Source organism: Polymorphospora sp. NPDC050346 (genome assembly GCF_040655695.1).
Classification (GTDB): domain Bacteria; phylum Actinomycetota; class Actinomycetes; order Mycobacteriales; family Micromonosporaceae; genus Polymorphospora; species Polymorphospora lycopeni.
Map to the genome: position 1 here is coordinate 85,385 of NZ_JBFAKM010000014.1, position 24,712 is coordinate 110,096.

A 24,712-nucleotide genomic window follows, 5' to 3' on the forward strand; every position below is an offset into this window, starting at 1 on the left:
GTGACTACCAGGCCCACGCCTCCGGGCCGGGGCCGCCCTTGCCGACCGGCGGGAAGAGTTCGTCGAGCCGGGCCAGCACGTCGTCGGAGAGGCTGACGTCGAGCGCGCCGAGTGACTTGTCGAGCTGCTCGACCGTACGCGGCCCGATGATCGGTGCGGTGACGCCGGGGCGGGAGAGCAGCCAGGCCAGGGCCACGTCGGCGGGGTCGTGGCCGAGGTCGGCGCAGAGCTTCTCGTACGCCTCGACGGTGGGCCGGTGCTCGGCCAGCGTCTCGGCCGACCGGCCGCTCTTGGCCCGCTCCGCCCCACCCTCGGCCAGCTTGCGGATAGCACCGCCGAGCAGCCCGCCGTGCAGCGGCGACCACGGGATGACGCCGATGCCGTAGTGCTGGGCCGCCGGGATCACCTCCAGCTCGATGTGCCGGGTGAAGAGGTTGTAGATCGCCTGCTCGGAGACCAGACCGAGGAAGTTGCGGCGGGTGGCCGACTCCTGGGCGGCGGCGAGGTGCCAGCCGGCGAAGTTGGACGAACCGACGTAGAGCACCTTGCCCTGGTCGACCAGGGTCTGCATGGCCTGCCAGATCTCCTCCCACGGCGTGCTGCGGGAGACGTGGTGCATCTGGTAGAGGTCGATGGTGTCGGTCTGCAGCCGGCGCAGCGAGTCTTCGCAGGCCCGGATGATGTGCCGGGCGGACAGCCCCTGCTCGTTGGGCCAGTCGCCCATCCGGCCGTAGACCTTGGTGGCCAGCACGACCTTCTCACGCCGCCCGCCGCCCTGGGCCAACCAGCGGCCGATGATCTGCTCGGTGATGCCCTCACCGGTCTTCCAGCCGTAGACGTTGGCGGTGTCGTAGAAGTTGAGCCCGTGCTCCAGCGCCCGGTCCATGATGGCGAAGCTGTCGGGTTCGGTGGTCTGCGGTCCGAAGTTCATCGTGCCGAGGCAGAGCCGGCTCACGGACAGGCCGGTGCGTCCGAGGTTGGTGTAGTCCATGTCACTCACCCTGTCACGGGGGGACTTCGAGTGCCTAGCGCTCAGGCTCGGCGCCGATCAAGGCCCAATCGTGGCTGAGGCGGGGCGAGATGCCCGAAGTATCCCCTTGATCGGCGCGGACCTGGGCTGGTCGGCGCGACCCGGGCCCGCGAGTCCGGGGCGCGCCGCAGCGCGGTGGTCAGGAGCTTTCGCGGGCTGCCGGGCCGCTGCCGAACAGGACGTCGTCCCAGCTCGGCAGACGCTTGCGCGACTTGCCCGGAGCGTCGGTGGCCTCGCTCGCCGCAGCGGCACCGCCCGTGGTGCGGCGTGGCCGCAGCACCGCCAGCGACGGCACCGCGGGCACCTCCTTCGGCAGGTCGGCGTCGTCGTCGAAGGCGGAGCCGGCACCGCCGCCACCGAGCAGCGCCGCGGCACCGCCGGCCACCGGCCGTTGGCGGGGCTGGTCGGTGGCGGCCGCCGGGTCGAGCCCGCGCCCCGGGCTGGGGCTGAGCGGGCGGTCCAGGGAGGCGAGCAGCGCGTCGCGTCCGGCCCGGATCGGGTCCCGGGCCGGGCGGGTGTGGTCGGCGGGCGCCGCCGTCGGCAGGCCGTGCCCGCCCCGGCTCGGCTCGCCGCGCGACGGACCGGGCAGCGCGTGACCGCCCCGCTCGGTGGTCGGCTCGTGCCCCAGGATCTGGGTGGGCCGCTCGGCACACAGGTATTGCGCCATGTCGTCATGTGGTGCGACGACCTGGCGGGTCTTGTCGAGCTCCCAGATCGCCTGGGCGGTCGCCTTGCCCGACGGCCAGGTGGCGACGATCCGCCAGGTGCCGTCGTCGCGGCGGTAGGCGTCCCAGGAGATCTTCTCGGTGTCGATGCCGTGCTGGGCCAGCCGGCTGTCGACGACCTCGGCGAGCGGGGCGTTCTTGTCGGAGTTCTTCAGCCGGGTGCGGCGCGCGTGCTGGGCCAGCATCGCCCGCTCCTGGAGCACCGGGCCGGCGTAGCGCAGCACCCGGTCGACCGGCACCCCGGCGATGCGGGCGACGTCGTCGGCGGACTCACCGGACCGGATCCGGGCCTGGATGTCGCGTGGCGACAGCGAGGGCGTCAGGTCGCTCGGCGGCATCGCCACGGTGAGACTGGCGCCGCCACTGCCCGGGTCGGCGTGTAGGACCGTGGACACCCGCTCGTCGATGGGCAGCGCAAGAAGGCGACCCACCTCGTCGGCGAGCACCAGGGCCTGGCCGTCCTCGGAGAGGGCGACGAAGCGTACTGGGCGCATCGCGTTGCCTCCGTCCCGCTGCGCTGGCCGCTGCGACCCGGGCCGTCGCCCCGGTCGCCGACGCCCCGGGCCAGCCACGCCCGAGCGTCCTTGAAACAAGGTACGCCGGTCGGTCACCCGATGGGAGTAGGCCACGCCGACCGATGTGAGCTGGGTTTCCGTCAGAGCCGGCGGGCGGTGGGGGCACCAGCGTGGGTGCTCCCACCGCCGCGTACGGCGTCGTTCCGGTGCGGGAAGCGGGTCAGAGCCGCTCGACGACGTAGTCGATGCTCTTGGTCAGCGCCTCGACGTCGGCCGGGTCGACGGCCGGGAAGAGCGCCACCCGGAGCTGGTTGCGGCCCAGCTTGCGGTAGGGCTCGGTGTCGACGATGCCGTTGGCCCGCAGCGCCTTGGCCACCGCCGCCGCGTCGACGCCCTCGGCGAAGTCGATCGTGGCCACGACGTTGGAGCGCAGACCCGGGTCGGTGACGAACGGGGTGGCCACCGACGACCGCTCGGCCCAGCCGTACACGGTCGCCGCGCTCTCGGCGGTGCGCTTGGCCGCCCAGGACAACCCGCCCTGTGCGTTCATCCAGTCGGTCTGCTCCGCGGCCAGGAAGATCGTCGCCAGCGCGGGGGTGTTGTACGTCTGCTCCAGCCGCGAGTTGTCGATCGCGGTGACCAGGTCGAGGAAGGCCGGAATGTAGCGGCCGGATTCCTTGATCTCGGTGGCCCGGGCGAGTGCGGCCGGCGACATCAGCGCGATCCAGATGCCGCCGTCGGAGCCGAAGCACTTCTGCGGGGCGAAGTAGTAGACGTCGGTCTCGGCGACGTCGACGTCGAGACCGCCGGCGCCGGACGTGGCGTCGACCAGCAGCAGCGCGCCGTCGTCGGCACCGGCCACCCGCCGGATCGGCACCGCCACGCCGGTGGAGGTCTCGTTGTGCGGGGTCGCGTAGACGTCGACGCCCGCCTCGGCGGTCAGCGCCGGGGCCGAGCCCGGCTCGGCCTTGTGGACCGACGGGTCACCGAGGAACGGCGCGTCCTTGACCGCCTTGACGAACTTGGCCCCGAACTCGCCGAAGCTCGCGAACTGGGCCCGGTCGCGGACCAGTCCGAACGCCGCGACCTCCCAGAACGCGGTGGTGCCGCCGTTGCCGAGGACCACCTCGTAGCCCTCGGGCAGGCCGAAGAAGTCGGTGAGGCCGCGCCGCAGGCGGGCGACCTGGTCCCGGACCGTCTTCTGCCGGTGGGAGGTGCCGAGGTACGTCGTGGCCACGTCGGCGAGCGCCGAAACTGCCTCGGGACGCACCTTGGACGGCCCGCAGCCGAACCGGCCGTCGGCGGGCTTGATCTCGTCGGGGATCCGGATGGTCGAAACGTCAGCCACGGTTATCGAAGATCCTCTCGGGTGGGCGGCTAGCCCCATTTGAGCTGGCAGAAGCCTGTCGAGCTGGCGCGGGCCAGTCGGTCTGGCGGGAATACCCGGCGGCGTTGCCGAGCCCCCATCCTTCCACCTTCAAAGGTGCCGGCCAGGTGTGATCCCGCCGGTGGAGGTGAGTCGTCCAACACATCCGGTGAACACGGGTCGGGGCGCCCGCCGCCCGGCCGGTGGCCGGGCAGGGGCGCCCCGATGCGACGGATACGGTCAGACGCCGTGCGGGATGGCGTCCCAGCCCTCGACGTCGGTGGGCTTGCGCGGCCCCGGTCCGACGTACGTGGCCGACGGGCGGACCAGCCGGCCGAGCGCCTTCTGCTCCAGGATGTGCGCGCTCCAGCCGCCCATCCGGGCGCAGGTGAACATGGAGGTGAACATGTGCGCCGGCACCTCGGCGAAGTCGAGCACGACGGCCGACCAGAACTCGACGTTGGTGGCGAGCACCCGGTCGGGCTTGCGGTTGTGCAGCTCCTCCAGGGCGGCCTTCTCCAGCGCCTCGGCCACCTCGTAGCGGGGGGCGCCCAGCTCCTTCGCGGTCCGCCGCAGGACGCGCGCCCGGGGGTCCTCGGCCCGGTAGACCCGGTGGCCGAAGCCCATCAGCCGCTCGCCGCGGTCGAGCACGCCCTTGACGTAGCCGGCGGCGTCGCCGCTGCGCTCGACGCCCTCGATCATGTGCAGTACGCGCGACGGCGCGCCGCCGTGCAGCGGCCCGGACAGCGCGCCGATGCCCGACGAGATGCAGGCGGCGGCGTCGGCGCCGGTGGAGGCGACCACCCGGGTGGTGAACGTGGAGGCGTTCATGCCGTGCTCGGCGGCGGAGATGAAGTAGGCGTCGACCGCCTTGACGTGGCGGGGGTCGGGCTCGCCCCGCCAGCGCTTCATGAACCGCTCGACGATCGTGGACGCCTTGTCGATCTCCTTCTGCGGCACCGCCGGCAGGCCGAGGCCGCGGGCCGACTGGGCGACGAACGACAGCGCGGTGACGGAGACCCGGGCGAGGTCGGTGCGGGCCTGCTCGTCGGAGATGTCGAGAAGCTGGGAGAGCCCCCAGTACGGGGCGAGCATGGCGACCGCCGACTGCACGTCGACCCGGATGTCGCCGGAGTGCACCGGTACGGGGAACGGCTCGGCCGGCGGCAGGCCCGGACCGAACCGGCCGTCGACCAGGAGTGCCCACACGTTGCCGAAGGAGACCTGCCCGATCAGGTCCTCGATGTCGACGCCCCGGTAGCGCAGCGCCCCGCCTTCCTTGTCAGGCTCGGCGATCTGGGTCTCGAAGGCGATCACGCCCTCCAGACCCGGCTTGAAGTCAGACATTTCGTTCTCCTGATCTGTCTGTGCGAGCGGGTGCGGCGCTCTTCCGGCGGTGTCCGGTGGGGTCACGTCGACCCTCGGCGATGTGGTTCGTGACATCTTGCCTGGCGGGTAACTTCGGCGCGACCCACCGATGGTGTGCTGTGTGCGACATCCTCGCTGCTCACCGTGTCGTGGTGGGGTGGTTGGCGGGATCTGTCGGCCGATGGGGGACCATCCAGGCAGCTCAGTCGGGCTTCGGGAGAAGGTGGACGTGACGGGCGACACAGTATTGCCGGCCGGGATGCGGCAGGAGTACGCGGCCGAGAGAGGCCTTTCCCGTGCGGATCTGGCCGCCGACTGGCACACCCAGTTCGCCCGCTGGTTCGCCGACGCGGTCGCGTACGGCCTGCCCGAACCGAACGCGATGGTGGTCGCCACCGCCGACCCGGCGGCCCGGCCGAGTGCCCGTACGGTGCTGCTCAAGGCGTACGACGCGGCCGGACTGGTCTTCTACACCAACTACGAGTCGCGCAAGGGCGTCGAGGCGCTCGCCAACCCGTACGCGAGCCTGCTCTTCCCGTGGTTCGCCATGCAGCGGCAGGTGATCGTCTGCGGGCGGGTCGAGCCGGTCGACCGGGCCGAGACCGAGGAATATTTCGCCGCCCGGCCGCGCGGGTCGCAGCTCGGCGCGTGGGCCAGCCCGCAGTCGCGGGTGCTGGCCGACCGGGCCGAGCTGGACGCCGGCTACGCCACGGTCGTCGACCGCTTCGGCACCGGTCCGGTGCCGCCGCCACCGCACTGGGGCGGCCTGCGGGTGGTGCCCGACAGCGTGGAGTTCTGGCAGGGCCGGGCCAGCCGGCTGCACGACCGGCTGCGCTACCGGCGTACCGAGGGCGGGTCGTGGACCGTCGAACGGCTCGCGCCGTGACCCGGCCCGGGCGGGACGGGCGGCGCGGGGCCCGGCGATGACCAGCGTCGACGACGACCGGCCGGTCAAGGACGCCGACGACGGCCCGCCGCCGTCCCGGTGGGCGATCGACATCCGACCGCTGCGCATCCCGGCCTACCGCCGGATGTGGGTCGGCAACGCCGTCTCGATGTTCGGCTTCCAGTTCACCGCGGTCGCCGTCCCGGTGGAGATGTTCGCGCTCACCGGCGGATCGTTCTGGGTGGGGCTGCTGGGCGTCGCCGGCCTGGTGCCGCTGCTGGTCTTTGGCCTGTGGGGCGGTGCGGTCGCCGACGTGGTCGACCGCCGCAAGCTGCTGCTGGCCAGCTCGGCGCTGATGTGGCTGTCGACGCTCGGGCTGTTCGGTCAGGCGCTGCTCGGGGTCCGCAGCCCGGTCCTGCTGCTGGTCCTGGTCGCGTTGCAGACCAGTGCCTTCGCGGTCAGCTCGCCGACCCGGCAGGCGATCGTGCCGCGGCTGGTGGCGAAGTCGCTGGTGCCGGCCGCCAACACGCTGCACTTCACCACCTTCCAGGCCACCATGGTCCTCGGCCCGCTCACCGCCGGGGTGATCTTCGCGAGCTGGGACGCCGACCTCGCGCTCCCGATCGCGTACGCCGTCGACGCGGTGCTCTTCACCGTCTCCATGTGGGCCACCCTGCGGCTGCCACCGGTGCCCCCGGAACCCGACGACAGCCCGGGGCCGCGTACGGCCGGACTGCGCAGCATCGCCGTCGGGATCAGATACCTGGCCACCACGCCGGTACTACTGCTCTCCTTTGCGATCGACGTCATCGCGATGATGCTGGCCATGCCACGGGCGCTGTTCCCCGAGATCGCCGAGGTGCGGTTCGGTGGCGGCGCGGCCATCGGCTGGCTCTTCGCCGCCATCGCCATCGGATCGGTCCTCGGCGGGCTCACCTCCGGCTGGATCGGCCGGGTACGCCGCCAGGGCGTCGCCCTCGTGGTCGCCGTGGTCGGTTGGGGCGTGGCCGTGGCCCTGGCCGGACTGGCCGGCCAGTTGTGGCTGATGGTGCTGCTGCTGGCGGTCGCCGGGGCCGCCGACCTGGTCAGTGCCGTCTTCCGGCAGTCGATGCTCCAGGTCTACGCGCCGGACAAGCTGCGCGGCCGGCTCCAGGGGGTCAACACGGTGGTGGTCGCCGGCGGCCCGCGCCTGGGCGACCTGCGGGCCGGGATGATGGCCGCCGCGTTCGGGGTCAGCTTCTCCTGGGTGGCCGGCGGAGTGCTGGCGGCGGTGCTGGCCCTCGCGCTGGCGCTGGTGTTCCCGACGTTGCTGCGCTACCGGACCACCGGGTGACGGGCCGCCCGCGGCCGGTGGTGCCGGCAGCACCGGCCGCGGGCGGCTATCGTCCCGGCATGGAAAACGTCGATACCGGCCCGCGGCCACCGTCGGGTGCACAGTGGACGATCGCTGCGGACGGGCACGAGGCGGTCGTGGTCGAGGTGGGCGGCGGCCTGCGCGCCTACCGGTCCGCCGGGGTGGACCACCTGGACGGGTACGCCGTCGACGAGCTGTGCGTCGGCGGTGCCGGGCAGGTGCTGGCCCCCTGGCCGAACCGGATCCGGGACGGCCGCTACACCTTCGACGGCGTGGTCCACCAGCTTCCGATCACCGAACCGGTGCGGCACAACGCCCTGCACGGCCTGGCCAACTGGGCCCGGTGGCGGCGGGTCGACGAGGCGCCCGGCGCGGTGACCGTGGAGTACGAGCTGCCCGCCCAGCCGGGCTATCCGTGGCCGCTGCTGCTACGTACCCGCTGGCAGGTCGGTGCCGACGGGCTGCGGGCCACCCACGAGGCGACCAACCTCGGTGCCGGGAACGCGCCGTTCGGCCTGGCCACGCACCCCTACCTGCGGCTGCCCGGGGTCGCCGTGGACGACATGCTGCTGCGGGTGCCGGCCCGCACCCGGGTGCTGGTCGACGGCCGGCTGCTGCCGATCGGCGCGGCGAAGGTGGCCGGCGGCGAGTACGACTTCACCGCGCCCCGGCGGATCGGGTCGGCGCAGCTCGACACCGCGTTCGGCGACCTCGCGACCGAGGCCGACGGCGGGTCGGCGGTCACGCTCGCCGGCCCCGCCGGTACGGCGTCGGTGACGATCTGGGCCGACCGGTCCTTCGGCTGGTGGCAGGTGTTCACCGGGGACACCCTGTCCGGCGAGCGGCACCGTCGCTCGGTGGCGATCGAGCCGATGACCTGCCCGCCGGACGCGTTCCGGTCCGGGCACGGCCTGGTCGTCCTCGCCCCGGGGGAGACGTTCACCGCGAGCTGGGGCATCCGCCCGGCCTGATCCACCCGATCGGAGTACGTGATGGAGTTCCGTGACGTCGTCCGGCGGCGCCGGATGGTGCGCAGCTTCGACCCCGACCGGCCGGTGCCGGCGGCGGTGGTGGACCGGCTGCTCGACCATGCCGTACGCGCCCCGTCGGCCGGGTTCTCGCAGGGCTGGGGGTTCCTGGTGCTCGAGAGCCCGGCGGACCGGGAGCGGTTCTGGGCGTCGACCACGCCGGAGGGGGCTCCGGCGAGCAATTGGCTGACCGGGATGCGCCGGGCGCCGCTGATCGTCGTACCGCACTCCAACCGGTCGGTCTATCTCGACCGGTACGCCGAGCCGGACAAGGGCTGGGCGGATCGGGACGAGGCACGCTGGCCGGTGCCGTACTGGCACATCGACACCGGATTCGCCGCGATGTTGATGTTGCTGACCGTCGTCGACGAAGAGCTTGGTGCCTGTTTCTTCGGAATTCCGCCGGAACGCACCGCCAGTTATCGGGATGCTTTCGGCGTACCCGATGAATTTACCCCGATCGGTGCGCTAAGCATCGGGTATCCGGCGCCGGACCGCCGCTCCCCGTCCCTGCGGCGCGGCCGCCGACCGGTCGACCAGGTGGTGCATCGTGGCCGGTGGGAGGCGAAAGGATCATCATCTGATGCGGGAGAGCAATGAAACTGACATCGGGTAACAAACCGCGATGTCAGCGATGCTCGCTACGCTGGCAGCGGTATCGGCGGGTCGGTTCGCGGGCCTGATCCGATGGATTTGTTCCGAGATGGGGGGAGCGCACCGTGATCTTCAAAGCGGTTCGGGACGGGCGTCCCTACCCGGATCACGGACTCACCCTGAAACAGTGGGCCGAGATCCCGCCCCGGCCGTTGCGGCTCGACCAACTGGTGACCACGAAGCGTGAGCTGGCGCTCGACAAGCTGCTCGCCGAGGACTCCACCTTCTACGGCGACCTCTTCCCGCACGTCGTGCAGTGGCAGAACTCGCTCTTCCTGGAGGACGGTCTGCACCGCGCGCTGCGGGCGGCGCTGCAACAGCGCAACCAGATCCACGCCCGGGTCCTGGTGCTGGCCGGCTGATCGACCGTTAGGGTGGCGGCGTGAGCGAGAAGCTGTCATGAGTCGGGTCGCCCCGCTCGACCTGCTCGACCTGGACGCGTCGCTCACCGACGAGGAGCGGCAGATCCGGGCCGTCGTGCGCCAGGTCGTCGACGACCGGGTCCGGCCGCACGTGGCCGGCTGGTACGAGCGCGGCAGTGCCCCGGTCCGCGAACTGGCCACCGAGTTTGGCCGGCTCGGCCTGCTCGGCATGCACCTCACCGACTACGGCTGCGCCGGCTCCTCCGCGGTCGCCTACGGGCTGGCCTGCCTGGAACTGGAGGCCGGCGACTCCGGCGTACGGTCCCTGGTGTCGGTCCAGGGCTCGCTGGCGATGTTCGCCATCTGGCGCTACGGCGGCGAGGAGCAGAAACAGCGCTGGCTGCCGGCGATGGCCGCCGGCGAGGTGATCGGCTGCTTCGGCCTGACCGAACCTGACCACGGCTCCGACCCGTCGTCGATGCGGACCCGGGCCCGGCGGGACGGCGACGACTGGGTGCTCACCGGCGGAAAGATGTGGATCACCAACGCGCCGGTCGCGGACGTCGCCGTGGTCTGGGCCCAGACCGACGAGGGGGTCCGGGGCTTCGTCGTGCCGATGGACACGCCCGGTGTCACCGCCACCGAGATCCGCAACAAGATGTCACTGCGCGCCTCCTCGACCGGTGAGGTCGTGCTCGACGACGTACGGCTGCCGGCCGACGCCCGGCTCCCGCTCGCGATCGGGCTGAAGGCGCCGCTGTCCTGCCTCACCGAGGCCCGGCAGGGGATCGCCTGGGGCAGCCTCGGCGCGGCCCGCGACTGCCTCCAGACGGCGATCGACTACGCCGGCAGCCGGACGCAGTTCGGCCGGCCGATCGCCGGCTTCCAGCTCACCCAGGCGAAGCTCGCCGACATGGCCGTCGAGCTGCAGAAGGGCTACCTGCTCGCATTGCACCTGGCCCGGCTGGCCGACGCCGGCACACTGCGGCCGGAGCAGGTGAGCGTGGGCAAGCTCAACAACGTACGGGAGGCGCTGGGCATCGCCCGCCAGTGCCGGACGATCCTCGGCGCTAACGGGGTCAGCGGCGAATATCCGGTGCTCCGGCACGCCAACAACCTGGAGAGCGTGCTGACATACGAGGGCACCTCGGAGATCCACCAGCTCGTCATCGGGCAGAAGCTCACCGGGCTGTCGGCGTTCGCCTGACCGCCGGCCGGCTCCTCGCGGTGGGCGATTTCGCTGGTCGGCGCGGTCGGATCCGGCCCGAGTCGCGGGTGTCGTACCGGAGCCGTACCGTCTGCGGTAGGGAGTGGACTCCCGGCGGATTCTGATCACGTTCGATCCGACCGCGGGTCCGCTCAGGGCGGCAGGTCTGCTGAGGACGGTGAGTCGATGTCCAGCAACGGAGACACGCACCAGCCCACCCGGGAGTTCCCGGAATACCCGAAAGGCCGGGCGACAGCGCCCGAAGCCCCGTCGCCGTGGTCCGACGACTCGGCCGAGGCGGTCGAGCCGGGCGACCGCGGTCCGACCGGCGAACCGCCGGCCGCCGGTGCCACCTCGCCGGCCGCCGATCCCACCTTGCCAGCCGGCCGCAACCGGGGCCTGCTCTGGTTCGCCGGCATCGCCGGCGTGGTGCTCCTGCTCTTCCTGGGGGTGCAGGCGACCGGTCTGCTGCCCAGCTGGCGGAACCCCTTCGCCGAGGAGAAGACCGACCGCAGCCAGCCGGCGTTGCTCAAGTCGATCCAGGACCTGAGCCGCTACGTCGCCGCCGAGGGCAACTTCCAGGTCGTCATCGATCTTGAGCGTGACCGGAAATACGTGCCGGACTTTCTGCTGCGTGAGCGAACCCTGTTCGTGGGGGCCGGCAGCGTCGAGGCGTACGTCGATTTCGCGCAGATCTCCGAAGGTGCCGTGGTGGCGTCGGACGACGGCCGGACGGTCGAGATCAGGCTGCCCGCGCCGCAACTCGGCAAGACCAACCTTGATCTTGAAAACAGCTACGTGTTCGCCGAGGAGCGCGGTCTGCTCAACCGGCTCGGCGAGGTGTTCGGGGGCGACCCCAACCGGCAGCGCGAGGTCTACCAACTGGCCGAAGAGCGGATCGCCGCGGCCGCCCGCGACACCGGGCTGGCCGAACGGGCACAGGAGAACACCCGGAAGATGCTCGAGGGCCTACTGCGATCGCTGGGCTACGAAACGGTGACGGTCACCTATACGGCTGGTTGACAGTGACCTCGGACGCGCCAAGGGAGCGCGACAGCGTCATCGACCGGGTACGCTCCTCGATCGTGCCGTCGCTACAGTTCGACGGTACGCGTCATCACACTCTACGGCTGGCCCGGCTACAGCTTGCTCAACGACGACCCGGGCCTCGTGATCGCCGAATCCGGGAGATACGCCTGTGTCAGAGCTTGTCGCCAGTGACGACGTCGAGCTGACCGTCCTGCTACCTTGCCTCAACGAGGCCGAGACCCTGGAAGTCTGTGTCACAAAGGCCCTCCGGGCGATGGAAGAGCTCGGAGTGGTCGGCGAGGTGCTCGTCAGCGACAACGGCTCGACCGACGGATCCCAGGAGATCGCCACCAAGGCCGGCGCCCGGGTGGTGCACGCGCCGATCCGCGGCTACGGCGGTGCCCTGCTCAACGGCATCGCGCACGCGCGCGGCCGCTACGTGATCATGGGTGACGCGGACGACTCGTACGACCTGTCCAACCTCGGACCGTTCGTCGAGGCGCTGCGCGCCGGGCACGACGTCGTCATGGGCAACCGCTTCAAGGGCGGGATCGCCCCAGGCGCCATGCCGCCGCTGCACCGCTACCTGGGCAACCCGGTGCTGTCCTGGCTCGGCCGCCGCCTCTTCGGCCTGCGCAACGTCGGTGACTTCCACTGCGGTCTGCGCGGCTTCAACCGCGACCGGATCCGTGATCTCGAGCTGTGCATGCCGGGCATGGAGTTCGCGTCCGAGCTGGTGGTCCGGGCCGCGCTGAACGGCTACGACATCGTCGAGGTGCCGACCACCCTGCAGCCCGACGGCCGGAGCCGGCCGCCGCACCTGCGTACCTGGCGGGACGGCTGGCGGCACCTGCGCTTCCTGCTGGTCTTCGCACCACGCAAGACGCTGATCTGGCCCGGCCTGACGATGTTCGTGCTGGGCATGATCGGCACCACGATCCTGTCGTTCGGGCAGGTCCAGATCGCCGGGGTCGGGTTCGACATCAGCACCATGGTCTACACGTGCCTGGCCATGCTGGTCGGTGCCCAACTGCTGCTCTTCGGGGTGTTCGCCCTGCTCTACGGCCACAACGAGGGCATCACCGACCAGCACCAGGTCGCCCGGTGGAGTCGCTTCGTACGGTTCGAGACCTGCACCGCGGTCGGGGTGCTGCTGACCCTGGTCGGCCTCGCCGGAACGATCCTCGCCGTGACCGCCTGGGGCCGTACCGGCTTCGGCCCGCAGGAACTCGGTGAGACGTTGCGGGTCGTGTTGCCGTCCTCGACCGCCATCGGGGTCGGGATCACCGTGCTCTTCTCCGGGCTGTTCGCCAGCCTGCTGAGCCTGCGCCGGATCAGCACGCCGGTCTCGGCGAGCCCGGTCCCCACCGACGAGCTGACGGCCACCCGTGGCTGACCCGGTTGCCGTGGTACGCGACGGCGCCGAGCAGGACGGGACCACGACCACCGAACCGCGCCAGTCGGACGTTGCCGACGCCGGCGCCGGGGAGCCGGTCGCGGAGAGCGACCGGGCCACCGACGGGCCGGTCACCGGCACCGACCGGCCGGTCACGGCCACCGACGGCCCGGCCACCGGCACCGACGGCCCAGCCACGGGCACCGACGGCCCGGTCACCGGCGCCGACGAACCGTCGGCGGATGCCGAGACGCCGGCACCCGGCGACCAGCCGGCGTCGCCCGGCAAGGCGGCACCCGCGCCGCGGGACCGGCGCACCCCGCGCCGGTGGCTGACCAACAGCGGCACGATCGCGTTGCTCACCTGGCTGGTGGCGATGCCGATCGCCTACTACATCCCGGCCTGGGCCGACCCCGATCCGTTCGCCGTCGGCGCGTCGGTGGCGCCGATCGCCGGCGCGTTCGCGTTGATCATCGTTCTCTTCGCGGTCGCGACCCGGTGGTCGGGGGAATTGGTCGTCGGTGTGGCCGCTGGTCTTGCCGCCGCCTGGCCGGTCCTGATGCTGCGCACCGCGCTCGCGGGTACGCCGTTCGGGTTCGGCGGCCTGGTGGGCGACATGGGCCGGATGTCGGCCTCCATCACCCGCTACACGACCACGGTCACCAGCTCCGACACGCTCATCCCCAGCCTGCCCTCGGAATATCCGCCGTTCTTCGCGTGGCTGGTCGGCCGGGTGGCGGTGCTGCTCGACGAGCCGGCCTGGACCCTGCTCGGCAGCGCCCAGGTGCTCTTCATGTCGGCCTCGGTGCTCGCCGCGTTCCTCATGTGGCGCCGGCACGTCAACCCGTGGGTGGCGCTGGCCATCTCGGCGGTGTCGCTGATGGCCTGGTCCGACCCGCGCAAGGCGTTCGAGGTCATCACCCTGGCGCTGTTCGTGCCCTGGGCGCTCGAGGTCTTCGCGCGTCCGGTCCGCAAGCGGATGCACTGGCTGTGGGCCGGACTCATCGGTGGGTTCATCGTGATGACCTACCAGGCCTGGATCGTCTACGCCGCCGCCGGCATGATCGTGCTCGGCGTGGTGACCCTGCGCCGGGAGAAGCGGCGGGCGGCATACCTGGGCCGGATCGGGTTGATCATCGCGGTGGCGTTCGCGGTGTCCGCCTGGTACGTCGTGCCGTTCGTGTGGTTGACCCTGACCAGGGGTGGCGAGTCGATCTCCGATCTCTTCCTGACCGCGTCGGTCAACGACGGCCTGTTCCCGTTCCTGGAGCCGACCCCGATGGGCGTCCTCCAGTTGATCGGGCTGGTCGGCCTGGTCTGGTTCTGGCGTTCGACCTGGTGGGCGCAGCCGCTGCTGCTGCTGATCCTGGGCACCTACGCCTACCGGTTCGTGTCGATGCTGAGGTTCGTCGCGACCGGGCACACCGGGTTCATGCACTACACCGTTCGCCTCTACGGTGTCCTGTTCGCCATCGCCGGCGTACTGGTGCTGGTCCACGTGGCGCCGATCGTGCTGCACCGGCTGCGGGTGACTCCACCGCGGCTGGCCGGCGCGGCCCTGCTCGCGGTCGTCCTCGCCTGGGTCGGCGCGAACTTCACGCTGAACTGGATGCCGGAGACGGAGAACCGGTACGCGGTGGCGGCACACAGCGAGCCGTTGCCCGACGGTCGCTACACCCGGTGGGCGCCCAAGGACACCGAGGTGCGCCGGGACTGGTTCCCTGTCGAAGCGGTCGAAGCCGCGGTGGAGCAGGTGACCGGACCTGATCCGCAGCGTCCGACGCTGGCGGTCGACGACCGGATCTTCTCCTATCTGCCCTGGCCCGGATATCTCGACAACGACCGTACCGCCGGCAGCACGTTGTCCCGGTGGGACCAGAGGTTCGCCGAGGTGAAGCGGATCGCCGACGTGACCGACCCGGCCGAGTTCGCCGCGGAGTCGCGCAGTACGGCCTTCGGGCCGATCGACATCTTCGTCCTGCGGACCGACGAGGGCCAGTGGTCGTGGCTGCGCGGGGTGTCGTTCAGCCCGGACCAGTTCGCGCCTGAGCACTTCACCGTCGTCGAGGGACTGCCGAACAACGTCGTGGTGGCGATCCGCAAGTGACCGCCGGCTGACCCACGCAGATCCGGAAAGGCCCGGACGGCATCGCCGTCCGGGCCTTCGTGGTGGTCAGGGTGACGGATCAGTAGGCGAGTTGCCGGTCCTCGTTCGGCATGATGATCCACAGGGCCAGGTAGATGATCACCTGAGTGCCCGGCAGCAGCAGCGACAGGAGGAAGAGGAGCCGGACCAGTCCGGTCGACATGCCGAAGCGGCGGGCGAGTCCGGCGCACACGCCGGCCAACATGCGGTTGTCGCGGGGACGTACGAGTTTGCGACTCATGGTCGTCTGCTTCCTCTCCGGGCGGCGATGCGCCGCTCCACATCCAACGGTACGAACGGCCGATGTCGGCACCCTCCGTCCGGAGGTGGATTCCGGCCGCCGCTCCCGTAGGTGGTCAACCCTTACGCCCGCTCGCGCGGGGACCCCGGGTAACGGTCCATGCCGAAAACGCTGATTGTCTGCTTCTGGCTGTTCGTTGGGATGGACAGTTGCTACCCGGCGGGCGCACTGTGGAACCGTGATCAGCGTCTTCGACCTCTTCAGCATCGGGATCGGCCCCTCCAGTTCGCACACCGTCGGCCCGATGCGCGCCGCGCGTACCTTCGTGTCCGGCCTCAAGGCCGACGGGCTGCTGTCGGACACGGCACGGGTCCATGCGGAGCTGTTCGGCTCGCTGGGGGCCACCGGGCACGGCCACGGCAGCGACCGGGCGGTGCTGCTCGGACTCAGCGGCGAGTCGCCGGAGACCGTCGACACCGACCAGGTGGGGCCGCTCGTCGAGGAGGTGCGCGGCACCGGCCGCCTGGCGTTGCTCGGCGCGCACCCGATCGACTTCGCCGTCGACGGTGACCTGGTGCTGCACCGCCGGCGCTCGTTGCCGTACCACCCGAACGGCATGACGTTCACCGCGTACGACGGAACCGGCCGGTCGATCCGGGCCAGGACGTACTACTCGGTGGGCGGCGGGTTCGTCGTCGACGAAGCGGCGGCCGGGGCGGACCGGATCAAGCCGGACACCACTACGGTGGCGCACCCGTTCAGCACCGGTGCGGAACTGCTGGCGGTGACCCGGTCGACCGGCCTGTCGGTCAGTGAGGTGATGCTCGCCAACGAGCGCGCCTGGCGGTCCGAGGCGGACATCCGGGCCGGCCTGCTGGAGATCTGGCGGGTGATGCGCGAGTGCGTGACGGCCGGCTGTACGCGTACCGGGGTGCTGCCCGGCGGGCTGCGGGTCCGGCGGCGTGCGGCGGAGCTGTTGCGGAGCCTGGAGGGCGATCCGGACGCCTCCGCCGACCCGTTGCGGGTCATGGACTGGGTCACGCTGTTCGCGCTCGCCGTGAACGAGGAGAACGCGGCCGGCGGCCGGGTGGTGACAGCACCCACGAATGGAGCCGCCGGAATCATTCCGGCAGTTTTGCACTATTACCACCGCTTTGTTCCGTCAGCTTCAGATGACGGTATCGTCCGTTTTCTTCTTGCGGCGGGTGCGATCGGTGTGCTCTTCAAGGAGAACGCCTCGATCTCCGGCGCCGAGGTCGGCTGCCAGGGCGAGGTCGGCTCGGCCTGCTCGATGGCCGCGGCCGGGCTCGCCGAGGCTCTCGGCGGCACGCCGGCCCAGGTGGAGAACGCCGCCGAGATCGGGATGGAGCACAATCTCGGCCTCACGTGCGACCCGGTCGGTGGCCTCGTGCAGATCCCGTGCATCGAACGCAACGCCGTGGCCAGCATAAAGGCGATCACCGCGGCCCGGCTCGCGCTGCGCGGCGACGGCGAACACGCGGTGTCGTTGGACAAGGTGATCAAAACGATGCGCGAGACGGGTGCCGACATGAAAGTCAAGTACAAGGAAACGGCGCGAGGTGGGTTGGCCGTCAATGTAATCGAGTGCTGAACGTGGCTACCTCGGCCGCCTACCCCCGCCTATTACGGACTGCTAACCTATGGCGCGTCAGCGGCCCCGCGCCGGCGATCTTGCCGCCACCGCGTGCGCGCCGCCGGGGTTGCTCACGGGTGGTGCCGGCCATCGACGCACCCGGTTACTGATTCCTCTCCCTGATAGCTGGAGGCGGCTTTGACGTCGAGCGTCCACGCGGTGTGGTCCAGTCGCAACGCGTTGCGGCTGTTGGTCCGGCGGGATCTTGCCGTCAAGTACCAGCAGTCGTTCCTGGGCTATCTGTGGTCGTTGATCGAACCGCTCGGCATGGGGGCCATCTACTGGTTCGTGTTCGGCCTGCTCTACGGCACCGACACCAACCGGCACCTGGGCGACGCGTCGAGTTCCTACCCGCTGTTCCTGGTCACCGGCATCTTCGCCTGGATGTGGACCAACTCGGCGATCGGTGAGGCGACCAACGCGCTCACCGGCCAGGCCCGGCTGATCACGACGATGCGGATGCCGCGCGAGGTGTTCCCGATCGGTCGGGTGACCGGCCGGTTCGCCGAATACCTGGCCGGTCTGCCGATCCTGTTCGGGCTCGCGATCTTCTTCGCCTTGACCACCGACGGCGTGACGTTCGGATTCAACCTGCTCGCGTTGCCGCTCGCCGTGCTGATCCAGGCCGTCCTGCTGGTCGGCCTCTCGCTGCTGCTCTCGTCGATGAACGTGCTGATGCGCGACGTGGAGCGCTTCATGCGGCTGGTCACCCGGATCCTGTTCTACGCGACGCCGATCATCTACCCGCTGTCGTTGGTCAAGGACTCGGACATGCCGTCCTGGGTCAAGGTGCTCTACGAAATCAACCCGCTCGTCGGCATCTTCCAGCTGCACCACGCGGCCTGGTACCCCGACGAGTTCCCCGACGCGTTCCTGCTCAGCACGTCCATCGGCGGCAGCCTCGTGGTCTTCCTCGGTGGCTGGTGGGTGTTCCGCCGTCTCGAGCCCGCCGTCCTCAAGGAGCTGTAGTGGTTCAGCCGATCATCGAGGCGAACAAGCTTGGTATCGAGTTCGTTCGCAACCGCCGTCGACAGCTCCGGCTGCGCGAGATGTTCATCTACAAGGGCGGGCGGTCGCCGGAGTCCGGGGTCTTCTGGCCGCTGCGTGACGTGTCCTTCGGGGTGCAGCCGGGCGAGGCGGTCGGCATCATCGGGAAGAACGGCACCGGCAAGAGCACCCTGCTGCGGCTGATCGCGGGCGTACTGATCCCCGACGAGGGCTCGATCACCGTGCGCGGGGCGGTCGCCCCGCTGCTGGAGCTGTCGGCCGGGTTCTCCAACGACCTCACCGGCCGGGAGAACGTACACCTGGTGGGCTCCCTGCACGGGCTGAGCGCCCGGACGATGAAGCAGAAGTTCGACGAGATTCTGGACTTCGCCGGCGAGCAGGTGCAGAAGGGGATCGACACCCCGGTGCGGCACTTCTCGTCCGGTATGAAGGTCCGGCTCGGCTTCTCCGTCATCGCCCAGCTCCCGCACCCGATCCTGCTGGTCGACGAGGTGCTCGCGGTCGGCGACGCCGAGTTCAAGAAGAAGTGCTACGCCACGATCGAGCGACTTCTCGCCGAGGGCCGGACCCTGGTGCTAGTTTCACATAACGAGAACGACCTCACCCGGTTCTGCACCCGTGGCCTCTACTTCAACAACGGCCTGCTCACGGTGGACGGCACAGTCCGGGAAGCGCTTGACGGATACAACAACGTGGTACGGACGTGACGCTGGCGATCCTGCTCACCCAACCCACTGACGAGGCGCCGCTGGCCGTTGCCGGCGGCCGCCGGCTCACCACACACCTGCTCGACCAGCTACGGGCGGCCGGTACGCGTGAGGTCGTATCGGTGACCAGCCTGGTGCACCTGGCCGAGCTTGCCCGGTCGGCACGCGAGCCGGTGCTGCTGGTCGGCGACGACGTCGTCGCGCACACCGCCGTCCTCCGGCACGTGGCCACCGTGCCGGGCACCGCAAGCGTCGCGCTCGTCCTCACCGACGAGCCCGACGCCGGGCCACGCGCCACGGTGATCGAAGACCGGGGCCAGGTCGTCGCGGCCGGGTTGGAGGGGATCACCCGGCTCGACGGTGCCGCCAGCGACCCGATCGGGGTCTTCGGCGCCGTCCTGCGGGTCGGCCCGGCCGACCTGCCCGCCCTGGCCGAGTCCGCGCTGGCCGAAGCGGGCCGGGACGAGGCCGCCGAGGCCGGACCGGGCCGGGCGGTTCCGCCGCTCGACCGGCTGCTCACCCGGCTCACCGCCCGGCCGACCATGATCCTCGCGCACCGGGCCCGGTTGCTGGTGGCCCGGCGGGTGACCAGCCAGCCGGCCGCCGACGCGGCGGTCCGGACGGTGGCCGCGGTCGACTCCGACCGGGCCGAACTGCGGCTGGCGGTCAAGGAGCGGGACGACCTCTTCACCACCTACGCGGTCAGCACCTGGTCGCCGTACGTGACCCGGCTGGCCGCTCGGCTCGGCCTCAGCCCGACCGGCGTCACCGTGCTGTCGATCGTCTTCGCGGCCGGTGCCGCCGCGCTCTTCGCCCTCGGCGGCAACCGGATCGCCCTCGTCGCCGGAGCGCTCCTGCTCTACCTCGGCTTCGTACTCGACTGCGTCGACGGTCAGCTCGCCCGCTACACCCGTAACTTCAGCGCCTGGGGCGGCTGGCTCGACACGATGGCCGACCGGGCCAAGGAATACCTCGTCTACGCCGGTCTCGCCGTCGGCGTCGAGCGGGCCGGACTCGGCAACGGGTGGGCGCTGGCGATCGCCGCGATCCTGTTGCAGACCGTCCGGCACATGACCGACACCTGGTACGGCGCCCTGCACGACGAGGCGGCCCGCCGCCCGAAGCCGGCGGCGGCAGGTGGGCTCGGCGCCCGGCTCAGCCAGGCGTCGACCCGGGTGCAGGCCGACACCGGCTCGGTGTCGTACTGGCTGAAGCGGACCGTGGTCTTCCCGATCGGGGAGCGGTGGGCGCTGATCGCACTGACGGTCGCGCTGTTCAACCCGCTGGTCAGCCTGATCGCCGTCCTGGTCTGGGGCGGCCTCGCCGCGGCGTACACGCTGGCGCTGCGTACCCTGCGGTCGGCGTCGATGCGGGTGCCGGTGCTGTCGACGGTCGACGCGGTCCTGCACCGCGACGACGGGTTGCTGGCCCGCCCGCTGGGCCGGTTCACCGCCCGGCTGCCGGTTCCCGCCCTCCCGGCGGCGGTGCTGGCCGGCCTCGCCGCGCTCGGCCTGCTCGGTGCCGCCGTGTTCGGCGGTCCGGCCCGCTGGACGGTCCTGCCGGTGGCGCTCGTCGTGCTGCTCGCCGCCCTGCCCTCGGCCCGACCGCACGCGGGCGCGCTGGACTGGCTCGTCCCGGCCGCGCTGCGGGCCGCCGAATACCTATTGGTCGTCGCCGTCGGGCTGGTCGGCGACGTGCCGCCGCCGCTGACGTTCGCGCTGCTCTTCGCACTGGCGATGCACCACTACGACCTGACGGCGCGGCTGGAGAAGCGGGCCGCGGCTCCACCGCTGCACGCGCTCAACCTCGGCTGGGACGGTCGGGTCGTCGTGCTCGCCGCCGGCACCGCCCTCGGGGCGGCCACCACCGTGGTCGGTGTGCTCGCCGGCCTGCTCTTCCTGATCTTCGTACTGAGCGCGGTCATCGGCTGGACCTCGACCGGAAACCGGCCCGGCAGGACCCGGGGCGGTGACATCGACGTGATCCCGGCCCTGGCCACCGTGGGCCGGGCAACCGAGGAACGGAGCCGCTGATCTGATCAGTTTCGTCGTACCGGTCTACCAGGTGCAGGACTACCTGCGACGGTGCCTGGACTCGATCCTCGAACAGTCGTACACCGACGTCGAGGTGATAGCGGTCGACGACTGTTCGCCCGACGACAGCGGCACGATCCTGGCCGGCTACGCCGCCCGCGACCCGCGGGTCCGGGTGATCCGGTCGGCCGGCAACGAGGGGCCGGGGCCGGCCCGGGAACGCGGCCTCGCCGCCGCCACCGGCGACCATGTCTGGTTCCTCGACGGTGACGACTGGCTGGCTCCCGGCGCGGTGCGGGCGGTCGCCGACCGGCTGCGGCACACCGCCGCCGAGGTGCTGATCGTCGGCCACGCCGACGCCGCCCCGGACGGCGCCACCTGGCGGACCGGGCGCGGGCCGGCCCTGCACCGCGCACCGGAGGTGTTCGCGCTTCGGGACTGGCCGGCGGCGATCGACGTCCTGCACGTGCCGTGGAACAAGGTCGTCCGCCGGTCGCTGCTCGACCGGCTCGACTTCCGCTTCCGGCCCGGCTGGTACGAGGACGTCCCGTTCACGTACGCGCTGCTGCTGGCCGCCGAGCGGATCTCGACCCTGGACCGGGTCTGTGTGTTCTACCGGCAGCGGGCCGGGGCGGCGACCGCCACCGCCGGCGGCGGCCACTTCGGGATCTTCCCCAACTGGGCGCGGGTCTTCGACAGCCTCGACGACTCCCGGCCGGAAACCGCGCGACTGCGCCCGCTGCTGTTCCGCCGGATGGTGTGGCACTTCATCCGGGTACGCGGCAACGACGACCGGCTGGAGTCCGCGTTGCGGCCCGGCTTCTTCACCGAGATGACCGCCATGTACCACCGCTACCTGCCGCCCGGCGGCTACCCCGTGCCGGGCGGCCTGGAGGGGATCAGGCACCGCCTCGTGGCCGGTGGCCGGCACGGCACGTTCCTGGCACTGCGCCGTACGCTCCGGGGCGTCCGGATGGTCCGCCGAGGGGGCCGGCGTGGCGTCGTCGCCCTCGCCGACGCCGCCCGGCGCCTGCGGGACCTGGCCCTGGCCGGCTACTACCGGCTCCAGTTGCGCCGGCCGGTCGACCCGGCGCTGGCCGTCTACGCGGCGTACTGGTACCGCGGGTACGCCTGCAACCCGGCCGCGGTCTACGAGAAGGCCCGCGAACTGGCTCCCGCCGTACGCGGGGTGTGGGTGGTGCGCCGGGACCGGGCCGGGACGCTGCCGGCCGGGGTCGAGCACGTGGTGGCCGGCTCGCCCGGCTACTACCGTGTGCTGGCCCGCGCCAAGTGGCTGATCAACAATGTCAACTGGCCGAACCCGGTGGTGAAACGACCCGGCGCGGTGCACGTGATGACCCATCACGGCACGCCGCTGAAGGTGATGGGACTCGACCAGCGCGCCTACCCCGACGGCGTGCAGGACCCCGATTTCGACGCGCAGATCCGACGCGCCGGGCGGTGGGACTTCAGCGTCACCGCCAACCCGCACACCACCCGGATGTGGCGGACCGCCTATCCGTGCCGGCACACGACGCTGGAGACCGGGTATCCGCGGAATGACCGGCTCGCCACCGCGACCGCCGGTGACGTCGCGCGGGCCCGCACCGCGCTCGGCCTGACCGCCGCCGACCGGGTGGTCCTCTACGCGCCGACCCATCGTGAGCACCGGCCGGGCCGGGAGCCGTACTTCGAACCGGAGACGTTCGTCGAGGCGCTGGGCCCCACGGGCCGGCTGCTGGTCCGCAGCCACTACTTCCACGACCGGTCGGCGCCCACCGCCGGGCCGGACCACGCCGACCGGGTACGCGACGTGTCGGCTCATCCGAGCGTCGAGGAGCTCTGCCTGGCCGCCGACGTGCTGGTGACCGACTACTCGTCGGTGATGTTCGACTATGCCGTGCTGGACCGGCCGATCGTGGTGTACGCCCCGGACTGGCCGGCCTACCGGGCCGAGCGCGGCGTCTACTTCGACGTCATGGCGGAGCCGCCCGGGGTGGTGGCGGACACCTTCGCCGAACTGCTCGACCTGGTACGCGCCGACGCGCTGGACGGCGCCGCGGCCCGCTCGGCGCGGGCCGCGTTCCGTGCGCGGTTCTGTGCCCTGGAGGACGGCCGGGCCGCCGAGCGGGTGGTCCGGCGGGTGTTCCTCGACTCCGGGCCGGGCCGCCCGCCCGGCTAATGGGTCGGCTGACTCCGCCGCCGGGCCAGCCGGCCGGGCTAGTGGGCCGGTCGGGAAGGCCGCTTCAGGCGTAGCTTGACCTGCTGGGCCGCCTCGCGGGCGACCCGGTTGCCGACCAGTTTGGTGGCGGCGGCCAGTGAGCGCACCCCGCCGACCGGGATCACCTCGACGTCGCTGGCGCTGGCCCGGCCCTTGTCGGAGCCGGTGACCAGGCGCGGCTTGGGGGAGACCAGCTTGGTCGGCGGCAGCGTCGACAGGTCGCTCAGGGTGAACTCCTTGCCGCTGGCCCAGCGTTCGCCGGCGACCTCGGCGACGACCTTGTCGAGTTGCTCGTCGGGCCGGCGTACCCGCAGCGCGCGGCTGAGCGCGGAGGTGCGCCACAGCGCGACCGCGCCGTCCGACGACCGGGCGCCGGTCGGCAGCAGCCGGACCAGACCGACCTGCCAGTCGTCGGCCATCTTGATCATGCGGCGGACGGTCGGCGGGTCGACGCCGAGATGGGCCGGTACGTGCAGCAGGTAGGGCGACGGGAAGACCGTCTCGGGCACCTCCTGCACCAGCTCCACGCGGGAGTCCGACCGGTAGGTCACCATGATCAGCCGGCGGTCGAGCAGCGGGTCGGCGAGGATCGACCGGCGCTCGTCGGTGACGGCCGCCCAGTCGGCGACGAGCAGGACCTTCAGATCGGTCTGGTCGCTGGCCAGCAGCCGGTCGACGCAGGTGCGGACCATCTCGAAGCTGCCCTCGGCCTCCACCACCGCGGTGACCAGCGGCACCGCCCACGTCCGGTTGCCGGCCGGACGCAGGTAGCGCGGGTGCGGCATGAGTTCGGCGAGGTGGGGGTGGTTGTAGCGGCGCAGCGCGTCGCCCTTGGTCATCATGTGGGTCGGGCCCATGTGCCAGCTTCGGGCCAGCGGCTCGGGGATGTAGACCGCGCCGGTCTGGGTGAGCCGGTAGCCGAACTCGGTGTCCTCGCCGAGCCGGAGTTCGGTGTTGAGGCCGCCGGACCGTTCGTAGAGCGAGCGGGTCAGGGCCGCGGTGGCGCCGACGTGGGCGCGGAAGTTGAGGTGGTCGCCGGCGCGGAGCCGGTCGGTCTCGTTGATCAGCTTCTCGACGTAGTCGTGCGGCTCGGTCTCCTCGAGCCGGAAGAGCCGGTCCAGTCGGCCTTCGGCCGCCTGCTCCGACACCTCCTCCGGGGTCGCCCAGCCGGTGACGAACCGCTTGTAGCCGAGGGTGACCACCTCGTCGGACACGTGGTGCCAGCGGACCTGGGCCTCGACGTGCTCGTGGAAGACCACCATGTCGGCGTCGAGCCAGTGGATGATCTCGCCGGTGCTCTGCGTGGCCCCGACGTGCAGGGCGTTGGCCCGGCCCCACCCGGTGGAGTGGTCCGGGACCCGCACGATGCGGCAGTTGGTCGGCCGGATCTTGGGAAGCTCCAGCGGCGGTTCGCTGCCGTCGTCGGCGACGATCACCTCCAGCAGCTCTTCCGGATACGTTTGGTGACGAAGTGACGCCAGGGTGAGGTCGAGCGACTCCTGGCAGTTGTAGGCCGGGATGACCACCGACACCGATTTCGTCGGCCGCCAGTTGCCGACCTGCGGCGGCGTCAGGGCACTCCAGTCGTTGCGGAAGAGTCTGATGTGCTGCTGGTCGTGGGCGTGGGCGTTGGCGCGATTGCGGCTCGACACGACCGACAGTCTAACGACCGTCACTGGGAGAGCCCCCCGTTCGCGTTTGGCGTGGAGCGGTCGGCGGCGGTATTGATTAGGTCTGGGTCGCCCGGCGCGGCTTTACGGTGAGTTAAGTGACGCAGGCATA

The 24,712-nt window shown here is 71.3% G+C and carries 20 protein-coding genes; 14 read left to right on the forward strand and 6 right to left on the reverse strand.

Annotated elements, in window-relative coordinates:
* Positions 1-4: 4 nt before the first annotated feature.
* From AB0I42_RS16875 to AB0I42_RS16890, 4 genes are all read right to left on the reverse strand, one after another.
* Complete coding sequence (locus AB0I42_RS16875; protein WP_357538272.1) at positions 5-991, reverse strand: aldo/keto reductase; 987 nt, start codon at positions 989-991, stop codon at positions 5-7.
* 178 nt (positions 992-1,169) lie between these two features.
* Positions 1,170-2,249, reverse strand: coding sequence for a septation protein SepH (gene sepH / locus AB0I42_RS16880; protein WP_357538274.1), 1,080 nt, complete (start codon positions 2,247-2,249; stop codon positions 1,170-1,172).
* Between the two features lie 241 nt (positions 2,250-2,490).
* Positions 2,491-3,618, reverse strand: coding sequence for a phosphoserine transaminase (serC, locus tag AB0I42_RS16885; protein ID WP_357538276.1), 1,128 nt, complete (start codon positions 3,616-3,618; stop codon positions 2,491-2,493).
* 258 nt (positions 3,619-3,876) lie between these two features.
* Positions 3,877-4,983 carry a citrate synthase 2 gene (locus tag AB0I42_RS16890; protein WP_357538278.1) on the reverse strand — a complete coding sequence of 369 codons (1,107 nt, stop codon included), beginning with the start codon at positions 4,981-4,983 and terminating at the stop codon, positions 3,877-3,879.
* A gap of 244 nt (positions 4,984-5,227) precedes the next feature.
* Between AB0I42_RS16890 and pdxH the strand changes: the two genes are divergently transcribed.
* The 9 genes from pdxH (at position 5,228) to AB0I42_RS16935 (ending at position 15,027) form a co-directional block, all read left to right on the forward strand.
* The gene (pdxH, locus tag AB0I42_RS16895; RefSeq protein WP_357538280.1) at positions 5,228-5,890 is read left to right on the forward strand and encodes a pyridoxamine 5'-phosphate oxidase; all 663 of its coding nucleotides are present in this window, start codon (positions 5,228-5,230) and stop codon (positions 5,888-5,890) included.
* 37 nt (positions 5,891-5,927) lie between these two features.
* Positions 5,928-7,223, forward strand: a complete 1,296-nt coding sequence (locus AB0I42_RS16900) for an MFS transporter (RefSeq protein WP_357538281.1) — start codon at positions 5,928-5,930, stop codon at positions 7,221-7,223.
* Positions 7,224-7,282: 59 nt separating this feature from the next.
* Positions 7,283-8,215 carry an aldose 1-epimerase family protein gene (locus tag AB0I42_RS16905; RefSeq protein ID WP_357538283.1) on the forward strand — a complete coding sequence of 311 codons (933 nt, stop codon included), beginning with the start codon at positions 7,283-7,285 and terminating at the stop codon, positions 8,213-8,215.
* A gap of 21 nt (positions 8,216-8,236) precedes the next feature.
* Positions 8,237-8,872: a nitroreductase family protein gene (locus AB0I42_RS16910; protein ID WP_357538285.1), complete on the forward strand. Its 636-nt coding sequence runs from the start codon at positions 8,237-8,239 to the stop codon at positions 8,870-8,872.
* 119 nt (positions 8,873-8,991) lie between these two features.
* On the forward strand, positions 8,992-9,288 hold the full coding sequence (locus AB0I42_RS16915) for a type II toxin-antitoxin system VapB family antitoxin (protein ID WP_357538287.1): 297 nt from the start codon (positions 8,992-8,994) through the stop codon (positions 9,286-9,288).
* 37 nt (positions 9,289-9,325) lie between these two features.
* Positions 9,326-10,495, forward strand: a complete 1,170-nt coding sequence (locus AB0I42_RS16920; RefSeq protein ID WP_357538289.1) for an acyl-CoA dehydrogenase family protein — start codon at positions 9,326-9,328, stop codon at positions 10,493-10,495.
* A gap of 186 nt (positions 10,496-10,681) precedes the next feature.
* On the forward strand, positions 10,682-11,518 hold the full coding sequence (locus AB0I42_RS16925; protein ID WP_357538291.1) for a DUF4230 domain-containing protein: 837 nt from the start codon (positions 10,682-10,684) through the stop codon (positions 11,516-11,518).
* Positions 11,519-11,693: 175 nt separating this feature from the next.
* On the forward strand, positions 11,694-12,920 hold the full coding sequence (locus AB0I42_RS16930) for a glycosyltransferase family 2 protein (protein ID WP_357538293.1): 1,227 nt from the start codon (positions 11,694-11,696) through the stop codon (positions 12,918-12,920).
* The gene (locus tag AB0I42_RS16935) at positions 12,913-15,027 is read left to right on the forward strand and encodes an arabinofuranosyltransferase (RefSeq protein ID WP_357538295.1); all 2,115 of its coding nucleotides are present in this window, start codon (positions 12,913-12,915) and stop codon (positions 15,025-15,027) included. The genes AB0I42_RS16930 and AB0I42_RS16935 overlap by 8 nt, the downstream gene beginning before the upstream one ends.
* Positions 15,028-15,106: 79 nt before the next feature.
* On the opposite strand, the gene AB0I42_RS16940 is transcribed toward AB0I42_RS16935, so the two are convergent.
* Positions 15,107-15,307 (reverse strand): PspC domain-containing protein, encoded by a 201-nt coding sequence (locus tag AB0I42_RS16940; RefSeq protein WP_357538296.1) that lies wholly within the window; start codon positions 15,305-15,307, stop codon positions 15,107-15,109.
* 238 nt (positions 15,308-15,545) lie between these two features.
* Between AB0I42_RS16940 and AB0I42_RS16945 the strand changes: the two genes are divergently transcribed.
* From AB0I42_RS16945 to AB0I42_RS16965, 5 genes are all read left to right on the forward strand, one after another.
* The gene (locus AB0I42_RS16945; RefSeq protein ID WP_357538298.1) at positions 15,546-16,919 is read left to right on the forward strand and encodes an L-serine ammonia-lyase; all 1,374 of its coding nucleotides are present in this window, start codon (positions 15,546-15,548) and stop codon (positions 16,917-16,919) included.
* 180 nt (positions 16,920-17,099) lie between these two features.
* A complete protein-coding gene (locus AB0I42_RS16950) occupies positions 17,100-17,930 on the forward strand; it encodes an ABC transporter permease (RefSeq protein ID WP_357538299.1) in 831 nt (276 codons plus the stop codon).
* Positions 17,930-18,676: an ABC transporter ATP-binding protein gene (locus tag AB0I42_RS16955; RefSeq protein ID WP_357538300.1), complete on the forward strand. Its 747-nt coding sequence runs from the start codon at positions 17,930-17,932 to the stop codon at positions 18,674-18,676. The genes AB0I42_RS16950 and AB0I42_RS16955 overlap by 1 nt, the downstream gene beginning before the upstream one ends.
* Positions 18,677-18,717: 41 nt before the next feature.
* A complete protein-coding gene (locus AB0I42_RS16960) occupies positions 18,718-20,709 on the forward strand; it encodes a DUF5941 domain-containing protein (protein WP_357538488.1) in 1,992 nt (663 codons plus the stop codon).
* Position 20,710: 1 nt separating this feature from the next.
* Positions 20,711-22,891, forward strand: a complete 2,181-nt coding sequence (locus tag AB0I42_RS16965; protein WP_357538490.1) for a bifunctional glycosyltransferase family 2 protein/CDP-glycerol:glycerophosphate glycerophosphotransferase — start codon at positions 20,711-20,713, stop codon at positions 22,889-22,891.
* 38 nt (positions 22,892-22,929) lie between these two features.
* Here the strand turns inward: AB0I42_RS16965 and AB0I42_RS16970 are convergent, their stop codons facing one another.
* Positions 22,930-24,582 (reverse strand): glycosyltransferase, encoded by a 1,653-nt coding sequence (locus AB0I42_RS16970; protein ID WP_357538302.1) that lies wholly within the window; start codon positions 24,580-24,582, stop codon positions 22,930-22,932.
* Positions 24,583-24,712 lie beyond the last annotated feature (130 nt).

Bases quoted from the DNA above. Each gene is read 5' to 3' on its own strand.
- AB0I42_RS16875 (WP_357538272.1), bottom strand. From the start codon at position 991: ATGGACTACACCAACCTCGGACGCACCGGCCTGTCCGTGAGCCGGCTC.
- sepH (WP_357538274.1), bottom strand. From the start codon at position 2,249: ATGCGCCCAGTACGCTTCGTCGCCCTCTCCGAGGACGGCCAGGCCCTG.
- AB0I42_RS16890 (WP_357538278.1), bottom strand. From the start codon at position 4,983: ATGTCTGACTTCAAGCCGGGTCTGGAGGGCGTGATCGCCTTCGAGACC.
- AB0I42_RS16900 (WP_357538281.1), top strand. From the start codon at position 5,928: ATGACCAGCGTCGACGACGACCGGCCGGTCAAGGACGCCGACGACGGC.
- AB0I42_RS16905 (WP_357538283.1), top strand. From the start codon at position 7,283: ATGGAAAACGTCGATACCGGCCCGCGGCCACCGTCGGGTGCACAGTGG.
- AB0I42_RS16910 (WP_357538285.1), top strand. From the start codon at position 8,237: ATGGAGTTCCGTGACGTCGTCCGGCGGCGCCGGATGGTGCGCAGCTTC.
- AB0I42_RS16920 (WP_357538289.1), top strand. From the start codon at position 9,326: ATGAGTCGGGTCGCCCCGCTCGACCTGCTCGACCTGGACGCGTCGCTC.
- AB0I42_RS16925 (WP_357538291.1), top strand. From the start codon at position 10,682: ATGTCCAGCAACGGAGACACGCACCAGCCCACCCGGGAGTTCCCGGAA.
- AB0I42_RS16940 (WP_357538296.1), bottom strand. From the start codon at position 15,307: ATGAGTCGCAAACTCGTACGTCCCCGCGACAACCGCATGTTGGCCGGC.